15 protein-coding genes and 1 tRNA gene are annotated in these 14,762 nt (G+C 66.2%); 10 read left to right on the plus strand and 6 right to left on the minus strand.

The window, feature by feature from the left end:
• Window positions 1-96 precede the first annotated feature (96 nt).
• Both ACR652_RS01800 and ACR652_RS01805 read right to left on the minus strand, forming a co-directional pair.
• Window positions 97-444 (minus strand): hypothetical protein, encoded by a 348-nt coding sequence (locus ACR652_RS01800; RefSeq protein ID WP_434504806.1) that lies wholly within the window; start codon window positions 442-444, stop codon window positions 97-99.
• 43 nt (window positions 445-487) lie between these two features.
• The gene (locus ACR652_RS01805) at window positions 488-1,432 is read right to left on the minus strand and encodes an aspartate carbamoyltransferase catalytic subunit (RefSeq protein WP_434504807.1); all 945 of its coding nucleotides are present in this window, start codon (window positions 1,430-1,432) and stop codon (window positions 488-490) included.
• A gap of 223 nt (window positions 1,433-1,655) precedes the next feature.
• Between ACR652_RS01805 and nadA the strand changes: the two genes are divergently transcribed.
• The 4 genes from nadA (at window position 1,656) to nadC (ending at window position 6,038) form a co-directional block, all read left to right on the plus strand.
• Complete coding sequence (nadA, locus tag ACR652_RS01810) at window positions 1,656-2,729, plus strand: quinolinate synthase NadA (protein WP_434504808.1); 1,074 nt, start codon at window positions 1,656-1,658, stop codon at window positions 2,727-2,729.
• A gap of 158 nt (window positions 2,730-2,887) precedes the next feature.
• Window positions 2,888-3,508 (plus strand): DUF4202 domain-containing protein, encoded by a 621-nt coding sequence (locus ACR652_RS01815; RefSeq protein ID WP_434504809.1) that lies wholly within the window; start codon window positions 2,888-2,890, stop codon window positions 3,506-3,508.
• 3 nt (window positions 3,509-3,511) lie between these two features.
• Entirely contained in the window at window positions 3,512-5,056 is a 1,545-nt protein-coding gene (locus ACR652_RS01820) for an L-aspartate oxidase (RefSeq protein ID WP_434504810.1), read from the plus strand.
• A 130-nt stretch (window positions 5,057-5,186) separates the two neighbouring features.
• Window positions 5,187-6,038, plus strand: a complete 852-nt coding sequence (gene nadC / locus ACR652_RS01825) for a carboxylating nicotinate-nucleotide diphosphorylase (protein WP_434504811.1) — start codon at window positions 5,187-5,189, stop codon at window positions 6,036-6,038.
• On the opposite strand, the gene ACR652_RS01830 is transcribed toward nadC, so the two are convergent.
• On the minus strand, window positions 6,035-6,889 hold the full coding sequence (locus ACR652_RS01830) for a ChbG/HpnK family deacetylase (protein ID WP_434504812.1): 855 nt from the start codon (window positions 6,887-6,889) through the stop codon (window positions 6,035-6,037). The two genes, nadC and ACR652_RS01830, sit on opposite strands and share 4 nt — an antisense overlap.
• A 60-nt stretch (window positions 6,890-6,949) precedes the next feature.
• Between ACR652_RS01830 and ACR652_RS01835 the strand changes: the two genes are divergently transcribed.
• The gene (locus tag ACR652_RS01835) at window positions 6,950-7,927 is read left to right on the plus strand and encodes a glycosyltransferase family 2 protein (protein ID WP_434504813.1); all 978 of its coding nucleotides are present in this window, start codon (window positions 6,950-6,952) and stop codon (window positions 7,925-7,927) included.
• Window positions 7,928-8,121: 194 nt separating this feature from the next.
• Window positions 8,122-9,675 (plus strand): murein biosynthesis integral membrane protein MurJ, encoded by a 1,554-nt coding sequence (gene murJ, locus ACR652_RS01840; protein ID WP_434504814.1) that lies wholly within the window; start codon window positions 8,122-8,124, stop codon window positions 9,673-9,675.
• Window positions 9,676-9,768: 93 nt separating this feature from the next.
• Here the strand turns inward: murJ and ACR652_RS01845 are convergent, their stop codons facing one another.
• From ACR652_RS01845 to ACR652_RS01855, 3 genes are all read right to left on the minus strand, one after another.
• On the minus strand, window positions 9,769-10,155 hold the full coding sequence (locus ACR652_RS01845; RefSeq protein WP_434504815.1) for a DUF2267 domain-containing protein: 387 nt from the start codon (window positions 10,153-10,155) through the stop codon (window positions 9,769-9,771).
• A gap of 160 nt (window positions 10,156-10,315) precedes the next feature.
• Window positions 10,316-10,780: a hypothetical protein gene (locus ACR652_RS01850; protein WP_434504816.1), complete on the minus strand. Its 465-nt coding sequence runs from the start codon at window positions 10,778-10,780 to the stop codon at window positions 10,316-10,318.
• A gap of 67 nt (window positions 10,781-10,847) precedes the next feature.
• Window positions 10,848-12,080: an aspartate kinase gene (locus ACR652_RS01855; RefSeq protein WP_434504817.1), complete on the minus strand. Its 1,233-nt coding sequence runs from the start codon at window positions 12,078-12,080 to the stop codon at window positions 10,848-10,850.
• A 135-nt stretch (window positions 12,081-12,215) separates the two neighbouring features.
• Between ACR652_RS01855 and ubiG the strand changes: the two genes are divergently transcribed.
• The 4 genes from ubiG (at window position 12,216) to ACR652_RS01875 (ending at window position 14,755) form a co-directional block, all read left to right on the plus strand.
• A complete protein-coding gene (gene ubiG, locus ACR652_RS01860) occupies window positions 12,216-13,010 on the plus strand; it encodes a bifunctional 2-polyprenyl-6-hydroxyphenol methylase/3-demethylubiquinol 3-O-methyltransferase UbiG (RefSeq protein WP_434504818.1) in 795 nt (264 codons plus the stop codon).
• A 175-nt stretch (window positions 13,011-13,185) separates the two neighbouring features.
• The gene (locus tag ACR652_RS01865) at window positions 13,186-13,851 is read left to right on the plus strand and encodes an invasion associated locus B family protein (RefSeq protein WP_434504819.1); all 666 of its coding nucleotides are present in this window, start codon (window positions 13,186-13,188) and stop codon (window positions 13,849-13,851) included.
• A gap of 510 nt (window positions 13,852-14,361) precedes the next feature.
• Window positions 14,362-14,529 (plus strand): hypothetical protein, encoded by a 168-nt coding sequence (locus tag ACR652_RS01870; RefSeq protein WP_434504820.1) that lies wholly within the window; start codon window positions 14,362-14,364, stop codon window positions 14,527-14,529.
• A 151-nt stretch (window positions 14,530-14,680) separates the two neighbouring features.
• Window positions 14,681-14,755: transfer RNA gene (locus ACR652_RS01875), tRNA-Gly, on the plus strand.
• The last annotated feature ends 7 nt before the right edge of the window (window positions 14,756-14,762 follow it).

A 14,762-nucleotide genomic window follows, 5' to 3' on the forward strand; every position in this document is an offset into this window, starting at 1 on the left:
CCCTCTCCCGCCATAGCCTGTCTGTTGGACGGGCGTCTCTAAAGACGCCCTATGGCGGGAAGGGTTGGGGTGGGGGCGGTTATGCCCCCTGCCCCCTTATTTCTTGGAAGCAGCGGCGATCATCCTCTTCTCGCGCAGATAATGGCGGCCATAGGCCCCCGCCACATAGCCGACGGCGCAGATCACGAAGTAGACGACGATCAGGAATCCACCGCGCTGATTGGCGTTCTGCGCCTTTTCCAGCAGGCTGCTGACGGAGCTTTCATCCACGAATTTGTCCGAGATGACGCCGCAGACGATGGCGAGGATGGGAACCAGCCAGGACGGCAGGCGGAACCAGCCGAGCGCGGCCGACGCCACGAAGGCGATCAGGCCGAAGAGATGGACGAACTGGATGAAGATCGACTGCGACACCAGCCCGAGAAAACGGATCAACTTGAGCATTTCTCACCCCGTATAGGTCCGCGGACCCTGTTTTAAGGCGATATTACACATTCGGCAGGTGCTGCGCGAGAGCCTCCAGAACCGCCATGCGCACGGCGACGCCCATCTCCACCTGCTCGCGGATCAGCGAGCGCGCGCTGTCCGCCACCGCCGAATCGATCTCGACGCCGCGATTCATCGGCCCCGGATGCATGATCAGCGCGTCGGGCGCGGCATGGGCGAGCTTCTCTTCGTCCAGGCCGAAGAAATGGAAATATTCGCGCGCGCTCGGCGCCAGCGCGCCCGACATGCGCTCGCGTTGAAGACGCAGCATCATCACGATGTCCGCGCCAGCGAGGCCCCTGCGCATGTCGTGATGCACCTCCACGCCCAGGCGCGACAGGCTGTCGGGCGCAAGCGTCGACGGCCCCACCACCCGCAGCCGCGCGCCCAGCGCCGAAAGCAGGATGAGATTGGAGCGCGCCACGCGCGAATGCAGGATGTCGCCGCAGATGGCGACGGTGAGCCCCTCGATGCGGCCCTTGTTGCGGCGGATGGTCAGCGCGTCGAGCAGCGCTTGCGTCGGATGTTCATGCGCGCCGTCGCCGGCGTTCACCACCGAGCAGTCGACCTTGCGGGCCAGAAGATGCGCCGCCCCCGCCTGGGCGTGGCGCACCACGATGATGTCCGGCCGCATGGCGTTGAGCGTCGTCGCCGTGTCCAGCAGCGTCTCCCCCTTCGATTCGGAGGACCGGGCGACGGACATGTTCATCACATCGGCGCCAAGGCGCTTGCCGGCGATCTCGAAGGAGGCCTGGGTGCGGGTCGAGGGTTCGTAGAAGAGATTGATCTGCGTGCGCCCGCGCAGATTCGACTTCTTCTTTTCCACCTGACGCGACACTTCAACCGCCTGCTCGGCCATGTCGAGCAGCGTCTCGATGTCGGGGCGCTTGAGCCCCTCGATGCCCAGAAGGTGGCGGTGCGGAAAAATTCGGACGTCCGGCTGCATGCGCCGTCTATAGCAGTTTTGGCGCGGCCCGCGACCCCGTCGCTTGATTTATGCTCCCCGCGAGCATATTTGCCGGACACAACCGGGGTTGCGGGCAGGGCCGCCTGTCATTAAGCTTCGGCTGACTGAGCGCTCCGGGCGGAGACCGCCACGGGGTTTTTGTAGGGCCTCCTTATACTCACTTTGAGCATAAGAAGGGCAAGACAGACAAGGCACGGGAGTCATGACCTTCCATTCCGCCAAAATCGAAGTTGCGCCGGCGACGCCCGCGCATCCGGCCGCCCGCCTGCCCGTCCTGCCTCGCCCCGGCCTCGAATGGACTCCAGAAGTGGAGGCCGCGACGGCCCATCTCTACGAGCGGGTCGCGAAGGTCATTCCCCCGGTCGAATGGCCGTTTCACGCGCCTTATGTAAAGGCCATCAATGACATCAAGAAGACGCGCAATGCGGTGATTCTGGCGCATAATTATCAGACGCCTGAAATCTATCACTGTGTGTCCGACTACATCGGCGACAGCCTGCAGCTCGCGAAGCTCGCCGCGCAGTCGGACGCCGAGGTGATCGTGCAGGGCGGCGTCTACTTCATGGCCGAGACGTCCAAAATCCTCAATCCGCACAAGACGGTCCTGATTCCCGACGCGGAAGCGGGTTGCTCGCTCGCGGCCTCCATCACCGCCGCCGACATTCGCGCCCTGCGCCGCGAATATCCGGGCGTGCCGATCGTCGCCTATGTGAACACCTCCGCCGAGGTGAAGGCCGAGGTCGACATCTGCTGCACCTCGTCCAATGCGGTGAAGGTGGTCGAGAGCCTCGGCGCGGATCGCGTGATCATGGTCCCGGACCGCTTCCTGGCGCAGAATGTCGCCGCGCAGACGCAGGTGAAGATCATCGCCTGGCACGGGGCCTGCGAGGTGCACGAACTGTTCACCGCCGACGAGATCCTCGGCTTCAAGGCCGATCATCCGGGGGTGAAGGTCATCGCCCATCCCGAATGCCCGCGCGAGGTCGTGGAGGTCTCGGATTTCTCTGGCTCGACGGCGGCGATGATCGACTATGTCCGCAACGAGAAGCCCAAAAGGGTCATGCTCGTGACCGAGTGCTCCATGGCCGACAATGTCGCGGCGGAGACCAAAGGCACGGAGTTCATCCGGCCCTGCAATTTCTGCCCGCACATGAAGCGGATCACCCTGCCGAAGATTCTCGACGCGCTGCTGAATGTGCGAGAGGAAGTGGTCGTCGATCCGGCCATTGCGGCGCGTGCGCGGCTGAGCGTGCAGCGGATGATCGATCTGGGGTGACGCCCTCCCCACCCCTCCCCCGCCATAGGGCGTCTTCAGAGAAGCCCGTCGCTATGGCGGGAGAGGGAGCAGAGCCGGGCTTCGCCGAGAGCGCTGATCGTGAGCGTCCCTCTCCCTTATCGACAGGGAGGGGGTAAGCCCCCACAACGGAAAACCACATGCCCGCGCTCGCAGCGACACTCGCAGCCATCGACGCCGCCAACGCCGAAGATCCCCGCAAGGTTGACGGCCGCGCCTTCGAGACCCTCTATGCGGAACGCATGAGCGCCCGTCTGGCGTCGATTTACCCCGAAGCTTCCGATCTCCTGAAAATTGCCGCACGCGCCCAGCACTTACGTCGCTGGGACATCGCGCGGGGCGACTATCCTGAGGGGCGGCGCGGCTACAACGACTGGCGGCGCGCCTGCCGCGTCCATCACGCGACGCTCGCGGGGGAAATCATGCGCGCGAATGGTTACGACGAAGACGTCATCGCCCATGTCGGCGCGCTGATCCGCAAGGAGCAGCTCAAGAAGGACCCCGAATCCCAGGCGCTGGAGAATGTCGCGGCGGTCGTTTTCCTCGAACATTATTTCGAGGACTTCCTCGTCAAATACGAGGGCTATGACGACGACAAGATCGTCGACATTCTCGGCAAGACGCTGTGCAAGATGTCCCCGAAGGGTCATGCCGCGGCGCTCGCCCTGCCCCTGCCCGAGCGCGCCCGCACCCTTGTCGCGGCGGCGGTGGCGAAGGAGGCGGCGGCGCTGGCGCGCCTTGCCGCCGTGGCGCGCGATTAGCTCATGCCGCACAATCTTCCTCCCATCATCATCGTCGGGGGCGGACTCGCCGGCGTGTTCTGCGCGCTGAAACTCGCGCCGCATCCTGTCGCCATTCTCGCGCCGACGCCGGTCGGATCGAGCGGCTCCTCCTACTGGGCGCAGGGCGGCATTGCGGCGGCCGTCGAGGACGGCGACACGCCGGAGCGGCACGCGGAGGATACGGTGGCGGCGGGGGCCGGGATCGTCGACCGCGACATTGCGCTCGGCATGGCGCAGCAGGCGCGCGACCGGGTCGAGGACCTCGCGGCCATGGGCGCGCCCTTCGACCGCCGTGACGGCGGCGGCTTCGCGCCGTCGCAGGAGGCGGCCCATTCGCGCCGCCGCATCGTGCGGGTCATGGGCGACGCCGCCGGCCGCGCCATCATGGAGACGCTGCGGCGCCAGCTTGCGACGACGCCCTCGGTCACCGTCGTCGACGGCTTTTCCGCCCAGCAGATTCTCACGCGCGACCGCCGCGTCGTCGGCGTGCGGGCGCGCGACGCCTCGGGACGCATTTGCGACATTCCCTGTTCGGCGCTGGTGCTGGCGACGGGCGGGGTCGGCCACCTCTATCGGCTCACCACCAATCCGGTCGAGGCGCGGGGCGTCGGCGTCGCCATGGCGGCGCGCGCGGGCGCCATTGTCGCGGACGCCGAATTCGTGCAATTCCACCCGACCGCAATCGACATCGACGCCGATCCGGCGCCGCTCGCAACGGAGGCGCTGCGCGGCGAAGGCGCCACGATCGTGGACCGCGACGGCCTGCGTTTCCTGCTCGACGTCGATTCGGCCGGCGAACTGGCGCCGCGAGACATTGTCGCGCGCGGCGTGTTCGCCAGCATCAAGGCCGGGCGCGGCGCCTTCCTCGACGCCCGCGCCGCCATCGGCGCGGCGTTTCCGGCGAAATTCCCGACGGTCTACGCCAGTTGCATGGGCGCCGGGATTGATCCGGTGCGCCAGCCGATCCCCATCGCGCCCGCCGCGCATTACCATATGGGCGGGGTCTGGACCGACGCCCGCGGCCGCACGAGCCTCTCCGGCCTCTGGGCGATCGGAGAGGTCGCCTCGACCGGCGTGCATGGCGCAAACCGCCTCGCCTCCAACTCCCTGCTCGAGGCCGTGGTGTTCGGCGCGCGGGCGGCCGCCGACATAGCAGCCACGCCGCTGCCGGAGGCGCGTTTGCGGGACGCGTCCGATCGCAACGAGCCGCAGGCGCATGACCGCGATTTCGCGGTGGTCGAGGAGCTTCGCGATCTCATGTCGGCCAATGTCGGCGTGATCCGCAACGCCGCCGGGCTCTCGGGGGCGCTGCACGCCATCCGCCGGCTGTCGTCGCGCACGAGCGACATCGAGATTTCCAACATGCTGACGACCGCGCTGATGATCGCGGCTTCGGCCTGGCTGCGGCGCGAAAGCCGGGGCGCACAGTTCCGCTCGGATTTCCCGCATGCCGATCCGGCCTTCGCGCGCCGCTCGCGCATCACGCTGGCCGAGGCGCTGAAGCTCGCCCAAGAGATCGGCGCGTGAGAGTTTTGCGCCGTGGACCCCCACCCGTCTCGCTCCGCGCGCCACCCTCCCCGCAAGGGGGAGGGATGAGAGCGGCGAGACTGGCGGCTCTTCCGAAACGTCGCGGCAGCTTGCAGAGACAGATCCCCGCATGAGCTTCGAACTCCCCCCCTTTCTTGTCGAAGACGCCGTCCGCGCGGCGCTGGCGGAAGACCTTGGCCGCGCCGGCGACGTCACCACGCAGGCGACCATCCCCGCTTCCGCCTCGGCCAGCGCCGATCTCGCCGCGCGCGAAACCGGCGTCGTCGCGGGACTGGCGCTCGCCCGCGCGGCTTTCGCGCAGATGAGCGCGGACATCAGCTTCGAGGCTCCGCTCGCCGATGGCGACAGGGTGGCGCCCGGCGCGATCGTCGCGCGGATCGAAGGCCCGGCGCGCGCCATTCTTTCCGCCGAGCGCGTGGCGCTGAATTATCTGGGCCGCCTCTCGGGCGTTGCGTCGTTGACGGCCCGCTACGCCGAGCGCATCGCCCATACGAAGGCCAGGATCTGCGACACCCGCAAGACCACGCCGCTGCTCCGCGCGTTCGAGAAATACGCCGTGCGCTGCGGCGGCGGCGCCAATCATCGCTTCGGCCTCGACGACGCGGTGCTCATCAAGGACAATCACATCGCGGTCGCTGGCGGCGTTGTCCCCGCCCTGCGCGCCGCCAGAGCCTTCGTCGGCCACCTCACCAAGATCGAGATCGAAGTGGATACGCTGGATCAGCTCCGCGAGGTCTTGCAGGAAGGCGCCGACGCCGTGCTGCTCGACAACATGTCGCCAGAGGAGCTGCGTCAGGCGGTGACGCTGATTGATGGCGCGATGATTTGCGAAGCCTCGGGCGGCGTGACCCTGGACACGGTCGCCGCCATCGCCGAGACGGGCGTCGACCTGATTTCCGTCGGCGCGCTCACCCATTCGGCGAAGGTGCTCGATCTGGGGCTGGACATCGCGATCGCCTAACGCATCGCCTCGCTCAGCCGCGCGAGCCTCAGCCCCCGCTTTTCCAGCATTTCGGGCAGGCGCGGCGAGAGCAGGAAGGCGAGTTCCTGCTCGCGCGTGATCGTCACGGGGTCCTGCGCCTTCAGCTCATCGTCGACATGGCCGGGATGGCACATCACCAGATGGCGCCGCCCCGGCGCGCGCAGATAGGTCTCGAAAGCTCTGGCGTAGTCCTTCCCCGGATCGAAGTCCGAGAAGCCGGCGAAACTGTCGTTCGTCGCGAAGCCATGGAGCTGGGCGACGTGGCGGAAGCCCGACGACAGCCCCCGCACGGCGAGCGCCTTGCGCGCCTGGGCGCGGCGCAACACGATTCGATGCAGCCCATCGGCGGCGTTGCGCAGCCACGCCTTGCCTGCGAGCCGGCGCGCCGCCATCGCCTCGACCAGCGCCTCCCTTATGCCCGGCAGGCCGTGCACATGCTGATGCCCGTCGACAAACTCCGGCGGACGCTCCATCACCGCCTCGAAGCGATCGAGCTGGCGGTCGATCTCGGCGCGGATTTCATCCATGGGCAGCTTGCGGCGCAGCGCCAGGCGGATGACGGTCGAAACCGGCGGAAAGTTGCCCTGCGGCGCAAAGACCGGCATGGGCCCCAGCGGCCGGCCGAGCGTGAGGTTGAAATGCAGGCCGACGTCGGCGTTTGCGCCGCGCCGGCGCAGTTCGCGCCCCATCGCCGGCCAGCGCGGGCCGTTGACCAAAGCCGAGACCGCCGTCAGCCGGCCGGCGTCCAGCGCCTCCAGAATGCCCACGCTCACCCCGTAGGACAGGCCGTAATCGTCCGCGCAGAGCGCGATGACCCGGTCCCTCGCCATTTGTCCCGACCTCTCGATTTCGCTTTGCCGCGCCTCTGAATTTCTGCTTGAAAAAGGGCCATGCGCGACTTTGCCCAGCGTCCCGATATATCGGTCGTCATCCCCGTATTCAACGAGGGCCCCAATATTCGCCTGCTGGCGGCCCGGCTTGTCCCGGCGCTGGAGCAGGCGGGCGTCGCCTTTGAGGCGATCTTCATCGACGACGGCTCCCGTGACGACAGTCTTGCCGAGCTGAAGGCGCTCTGCGCCGGGGAGCCGCGCTTTCGCGCCCTTTCATTCTCCCGCAATTTCGGCAAGGAAATCGCCATCGCGGCGGGACTCGACGAGGCGCGCGGGGCCGCGGCGGTCATCATGGATTCCGATCTCCAGCACCCGCCGGAGGTGATCCCGCTGTTCATCGAGAAGTGGCGCGCGGGCTACAAGAACGTCTACGGCCAGCGCGCCGACCGGGCGACCGATCCGAAAATGCGGACGCTCCTCACGGGGCTGTTCTATCGCCTTCTGGAAAAGATCGGCGATGTGCCGCTGCCGCCGGGCGCGGGGGATTTCCGGCTGCTCGACCGCCAGGCGGTCGACGCGCTGCTCTCGATGCGGGAGCGGGCGCGCTTCAACAAGGGCCTCTACGCCTGGATCGGGTTCAAATCCATTGGCGTGCCCTTCGAGGTGGAGAGCCGGGCGAGCGGGGAGTCGAAGTTCAATTTCACGAGCCTCGCGCGTTTCGCACTCGACGGCCTGCTGTCCTTTTCGTCCATGCCGCTGATGATCTGGACCTATGTGGGCCTCGTCATTTCCTGCTTCGCGCTCGGCATGGCGGCCTATTACTGGGTCCGCACCATGATGTTCGGCGTCGACACGCCAGGCTTTCCGACGCTCGTCGTGTCGATCGCCTTTTTCTCCGGGGTGCAACTGATCTCGCTGGGGGTGCTCGGCGAATATATCGGCCGCATTTTCAATGAGGTGAAGGGACGGCCGCTCTATCTGATCGCCGAACGCGTAGAGACGGAGATCCCCTCTCCCCGCGCGCGGGGAGAGGGTTAGGGTGAGGGGCAAGCAGCGTCGACAAGGTGGGCGAGACCCGTCCTGATGAGGACGACAGGCGCGGATCAGCGGCCTTGCCCCTCACCCCGGCCCTCTCCCCGCTTTCGCAGGGAGAGGGAGGGATTTTGGCGGCGGAGCCTCGCCTCCGTCCCACCGGAGCGCTTTTTGAAAATTATCTTGCTAAAACCGACTTTATGATTCGCAGTCTTCTCTCGGTTGGCGGCTTCACCCTGCTCTCGCGGCTGACGGGGTTCCTGTCGCTCGCCATGCAGTCCGCGATCATGGGCGCCGGCGTCGTCTCCGACGCCTTTTTTATTGCCCAGCGCCTTCCCAACAGTTTCCGCGCCATTTTCGGCGAGGGCGCCTTCAACGCCGCCTACATCCCCTGCTACGCAACCGCGCTGGAGCAGGAGGGCGACGAGTCGGCGGAGGAGTTCGCGGGCGAGGTCTATACGCTGCTCCTCGCCTCTCAGATCGTCATCCTGTTCCTGGTGTGGCTCTTCGCGCCGCACTTCGTCGGCCTGCTGGCGCCGGGGCTGGATGATCGGCCGGAGAAATTCGCGCTGGCGGTCAGCCTGACGCGCATCACCTTTCCCTATCTGCTCTTCATGACGCTGTTCGCGCAGCACATGGGCACGCTCAACGCCCATGGCCGTTTCGCCCTGCCCGCCTTCGCGCCCAACCTGATGAATCTGACGGTGATGGCGGCGCTGGGTCTGACCGTGGTCGCGCCGCGCATGTTCCCGAATCCGGGCTATGCGGCGAGTTGGGGCGTCACCATCTCGGGCGCGCTGGAGCTGGGACTTCTGATGTGGGGCGCGCGCCAGATCGGCGTGCTGCGCGGCCTGCGCAAGCCGCACTGGGCGCGCGTGCGCGATTTCTTCATCAAGCTCGGGCCGGCGGTGATCGGCTCGGCGAGCCCGCAGATCGCGGTTTTCGCCGACACGATCCTGTCCTCCATGCTCGCGGACGGCGGCGTGTCGGCGATCTCCTACGCCGAGCGTCTGTATCAATTGCCGGTCGGCGTCATCGGCATCGCCGCCGGCACGGTGCTTCTGCCGGAAATGAGTCGGCGCATCGCGGCGGGCGACGTCGCCGGCGCGCATCAGGCGCAGAGCCGCACCATGGCGCTCACCATCGCGCTCGCCGCGCCGTTCTTCATCGCCTTCGATACGCTGCCGGAACTCATCGTCGCGGGCCTGTTCATGCGCGGGCGGTTCACCGCCGCGGACGCCATCGCGGCGGGCGACGTGCTCGCGGCCTATGGCGCGGGTCTGATGGCGCTGGTGCTGATCGCCTCGGCGCGCGCGAGCTTCCAGTCGCGCGGCGACACCTCGACGCCGATGAAGATCGCGCTCGCCGCGCTCGCCGTGAATGTCGCGCTGAAAATCGTGCTGTTCCGCTCGCTCGGCGCCGTGGGTCTCGCGACCGCGACCTCGGTCGGCCTGTGGATCAATCTCGCCGCGCTGGTGTCGCTGGCGCTGGCCCGCGACTTCATGGATTTCGACGGCGTCTTCGCAAAGGTGGTGGGCGCGACGGTCATCGCCTCGATGTTTCTCACGCTTGTCGCGATGTTCGGCCGCGCCCCGGCGCTGGCGCTCGGCCTCCATTTCGGCTCACAGGCGAATCTCGTGGCGCTTCTGGCGCTCGGCGCCGCCGGCGCGGCGGTCTATGGCGCCGTGCTGGTGGGGGTGCTCTCCCTCGCGGGACTCAACATCGCCAAATTGCGCAGGCGCCGAGCCGCATAGCAACGGCGCGAATGGAGCGGCCTTGCCCCTGGCGCTCCTCTCTCCGCCGGAGCGGACAGAGACCGGGCGAGGGCAAGGACACATCAACCATCGTCACAGGAACTGAGACAGTCCCGGAATCGAATTGGCGATCTGCTGAACCTTCTCCTTGCCGACGACGCCTTCCGCATATCCGAAGATCTCGTGGCCGAGCTTGTGAATCTGGCCCATGTCGAGGCCGAGGCCGTTGAGCTTTGTGGCGAGCCCCATCAGGCCGCCGCCCAACAGGCCGCCGAGAAGTCCGCCCATGCCGCCCGCATCGCCGCTGGCGGAGGCCTCGTCGGCCGCTTCGCGCGCGCCCGTCACCTTTTCCAGAAATTCACCGACAGGCCCATCCGGAAGCTCCTTGTGGAGAAAGGCCAGCACATGACCAATCGCGGTCTTCGCAACGGCCGCATCGACCCCGACCCCCGCCGAAACGCGCGCAATCAATTCATCCATCCAATGACTCCTTCATGCTCGGTCCAGGCTGAACTGTCGCCGCGTCGCTCGCCGATTGCAAGGGCGGCGGATCGCGGCGGGCGCCAACCCGACGTGCGCGGGCGAAGGTCTCGCCCGCGCGCGTTCTCGACATATTGGGTCGATTGACGAAACGCCGTCCCTACCCCCGTGGACGCGCCTGATCGCGCGCCTCGTCACGCGGTTCCGCCTGCGGCGGCATGACGCCCGAGCGCATCGCCATCTCCGGCAGCATGGCGCGGATTTTCGCCGCGCCCTCGGGGCCGATCAAGGCTTCGGCGCGAGTCAGGGTTTCTTCAAGCAGGCGCCGGCACTGCTCTTCGGTCACGCCGAGATTGGCGAGCTTGCCGATCAGGATATTGAGATCGGCGCGGCCGTGACCCATGAAGCTGGTCAGGCCTTCGATGGCCTGTGTCACCCCGCCGTCGCCCTTCGCCTGAGCGGCGGCGACAGCCTCGCGGGCGCCGGGCATCTTGTCGATGAATTCCGCCACGCGCCCCTCGGGAACTTCGTCCCGCAGGAACATCAGCACCATGCCGATGGCGGCTTTCGCGATCGACGGTTCGAGCGACGTGGACTGGACGACGCGATCAGTCAACTGTTCCATGACATCCCTCCTCTTCAAGGGATTTCCTGGAAGCGGAAATGTCGCGCCGTCTGCCGACGTCAAGCCGTCAGGCGGCGTCGAGCCCGTAAAGGGAATGCAGCGTGCGGACGGCGAGCTCCGTATAGGCCTCGTCGATCAGCACCGAGAACTTGATTTCCGAAGTCGTGATGGCGCGAATGTTCACGCCGCGCTCGGACAGGGCGCGAAAGGCGCGGGCCGCGACGCCGGCGTGGCTGCGCATGCCAATGCCGATGGCCGACACCTTGGCCACGTCCTTGGCGCCCGCCATGCTCGCAAAGCCGATGTCGTCCTTGATCTTCTCGAGCAGAGCATAGGCCCGCTCGTAATCGGCCGAACCGACCGTGAAGGTCATGTCCGTCATGCCGTCCTCGGAGACGACCTGCACGATCATGTCGACATTGACGCCCGCCTCGGCGAGCGGCATGAACACGGCGGCGGCGACGCCCGGCTTGTCGGCGACGCGGCGGAGCGTGATCTGCGCTTCATCGCGCGAGAAGGCGATGCCTGTGACGACCTGGGCTTCCACAATATCCTCCTCGTTGCAGATGAGCGTCCCCTCGCCCGGATTGGCCGGGTCGTCGAAGGACGAGCGCACATAGGTCGGCACCTTGTGCACCATCGCCACTTCGACGGAGCGAACCTGCAAAACCTTGGCGCCGAGCGACGCCATCTCCAGCATTTCCTCGAAGGCGACGCGCTCCATGCGGCGCGCCTTGGGCACCACGCGCGGGTCCGTCGTGTAGACGCCGTCGACGTCGGTGTAGATGTCGCAGCGATCGGCGTGGATCGCAGCCGCCAGCGCCACGGCGCTCGTGTCGGAGCCGCCGCGCCCGAGCGTGGTGATGCGGCCGCTCTCCTTGTGGACGCCCTGGAACCCCGCCACCACGGCCACCTCGCCGCGCGTGAATCCGTCGAGGATTCCGGCCCCGTCGATCGACTGGATGCGCGCCGAGCCATGGGTGTCGTTGGTGCAGATCGGCGCCTGCCAGCCCAGCCAGGAACGCGCCGGAACGCCGATCTCCTGAAGCGCGATGGCGAGCAGCCCCGCCGTCACCTGCTCGCCGGAGGCGACGACCGCGTCATATTCCTTCTGGTCGTAGAGCGGCGCGGCCTCCTTGCACCAGCCGACCAGCTCATTGGTCTTGCCCGACATGGCCGAAACCACCACCGCGACGTCGCGGCCGGCGTCGACTTCTCGCTTCACATGGCGCGCCACGTTGCGGATGCGCTCGACGTTGGCGACCGAGGTGCCGCCGAATTTCATGACCAGACGTGACATTGGACCGTGTTCGCGGGAAGCGGAGGACGACAGGGAGACCCTATTCGCCATTCGGAAAAAGCGGGCGTATATGTGACCGCGCCCGCGCCCCTGTCAACGGCGCAGGCCGCCCTTATCTGACAGGGCGAAGGTTTCATGTCCCCAACGAGGTTTTCCGTGTCCGAAGAGGCGACTCCCCCCCACTCCGCCAGCGTCAATCCCGAGGATGTCGCGCGTTTCAACCGCCTCGGCGACCTGTGGTGGGACAAAAAGGGCAAGATGGGGATTCTCCACGACATCAACCCCATTCGCGTCACCTACATTCGCGACCATGTCCGCCGCTTCCTGCTTGGCGATCACAGCGCGCTGAACGAATCCCCCGAGCGGCCGCTGGATGGCGTCCGCATCGCGGACATTGGCTGCGGCGGCGGAATCTTGAGCGAGTCGCTCGCGGAGCTGGGGGCGCGCGTCACCGGGATCGACCCCGCTCCCAACAACATCGCCGTCGCCAGCCGCCACGCGGCCAAGATGGGCCTCGACATCGACTATCGGAACATCACCGCCGAGACGCTGGTCGAGACCGGCGAGCAGTTCGACGCCGTCGCGGCGCTCGAGGTCATCGAACATGTCGAGGGGCCGAGCGAATTCATCGCCAAGCTGTCGCGGCTGGTGAAACCCGGCGGCCTGCTGTTCCTCGCCACCATCGACCGCACGATGAAAAGCTACGTCTTCGCGATTCTCGGGGCCGAATATGTGCTCGGCTGGGTGCCGAAGGGCACGCATGACCACAACAAATTCATCCGCCCGGACGAATTGTCGGCCTGGCTGCGCCGCTCCGGCATGCGTGAAATCGACCGCGCCGGCATGACCTTCCAGCCGCTGACCCGGAGCTGGCGCAAGAGCCACGACACGGATGTGAATTATCTGATGGCGGCCAGGAAGGAAGGGTGACGCGGCGCGGATGCGGGGCAAGCGCGCCGCGCCGGCGTCCCTGCCCCCACCGGAAACCGTCTTGTTCGCGCCTGAGGCCGAAAGTAGAATCATTTCGATGATGAACGAATCGACGTCCCCGCTTTCCGCCTCCAGGCGCGCGCGTCGCGTCCTTGCTCTTTCACTGGCGACCGCCGTGTCGGCCGCCCTCATGTCGTCCGTCCTTGTCACGACTGCGCCCGCCGCGCCCGCCAAACCGGCCGCTGCGAAGGAAAGCGCCAAGGACAAGAAGGACGCCAAATCGACCGAGGACGCCGCCGCCGACAAGAAGAAAGGCGGCAAAAGCGACAAGGCGGACAAATCTGATAAGGCCGACAAGTCCGATAAGGGCGACAAGTCGGACAAGGACGCCGGCGCCGGCAAGCCCGAGCAGCTCGGGACCTATGGCGAATGGGGCGCCTATCTCGCGCAGAGCGGCAAGGACAAGACCTGCTACGCGCTCGGCCAGCCCAAGGATCGCCAGCCCAAGACGAAGCTGAAGGACACGCCCGGCTATGTCTTCATCTCCACCCGTCCGGGCGACGGCGTTCGCAATGAGGTGGCGATCAACCTCGGCTACGCGACCAAGGACGGCTCCTCCGCCAGCGCGGACATCGACGGAGACGGCTGGGAGCTGATCACCAAGGGACAGAACGCCTGGGTGAAGGAACAGTCCCGCGAGCGGGAGTTCGTCGGCGCGCTGCGCGGCGGCTCCAAACTGATCGTCAAGGCCTCTTCCGCCAAGGGCACGTCGACCACTGACACCTATGCGCTCAAGGGCCTCTCGGACGCCCTCGCCCGCGTGGCGCAGGAATGCAAATAGCGCCGCCCGCGCCTTCCATCGCTCTCATGAAGACGCCCGCCCACCGGCGGGCGTCCTTGTTTTTTGAGCCGTATCTCTTCCTCACAGAATAGATTTGAGACCATCTAGTAAAAATCATATGAGACCAAGTTGATTTACCATTGAGCCTGTCGCCTGTGGTCCTTTAGCGCCCGCGAGTCTTCCCGCATGTTCATGCGGTCAACGACGGCTTCCCCCTGTTGCCAAGTTGGCGAGCGATGGCTGAAGCGCCTTGAGGCCATGGCTGTTTTAGCCGTCGCTCTCTCATTTTGATCCTTGCCGACCCAGCCGTCTGCGCGACGGCTGGGCCTCGCGGCCCCATGGCCTTCGCGCCTCGGAAGCGGAACCGGTCGAAGTACCGGCTCTGTGCATTTGCATATCTATACGATAAATAAGCGTCATATTATTTGAACAAATCTAATTTATACGTTGCTATACTAAACACAATCGGCTACACAAGGCATCGTCTCAATAAAACAATGGGAGGGAAACATGGCTGTTAACGTCCACGGAGCCGGCGAACTCGGCAAAATCCTGCTCTACATCGGCGGCTTCGTCGCCTTTGTGATCGTGGCTCTGACCTGGGTGCCCGAGCTGATTTCGCCGGACAGCGCCAACATCACGGGCAACACCGGCTCCACCGCCCGCATGATCCAGTAAGGACAAAACCGGCGTTCCGGGCGCGGCGCCGCCCCCCGGAACGCCACTCCGCGGGTTTGTAAAAAACTCGGACAAGCCTGTTGCAAAGCCGGATCGAGTCATGCATAAGACGCCCACGCCGGGCGGCAATGAGCCAAAAGGCGAAACGGATGCGGGTGTAGCTCAGGGGTAGAGCACAACCTTGCCAAGGTTGGGGTCGAGGGTTCGAATCCCTTCGCCCGCTCCAAAGAAAC

This window comes from Methylocystis sp., assembly GCF_051061225.1.
Lineage (GTDB): Bacteria > Pseudomonadota > Alphaproteobacteria > Rhizobiales > Beijerinckiaceae > Methylocystis.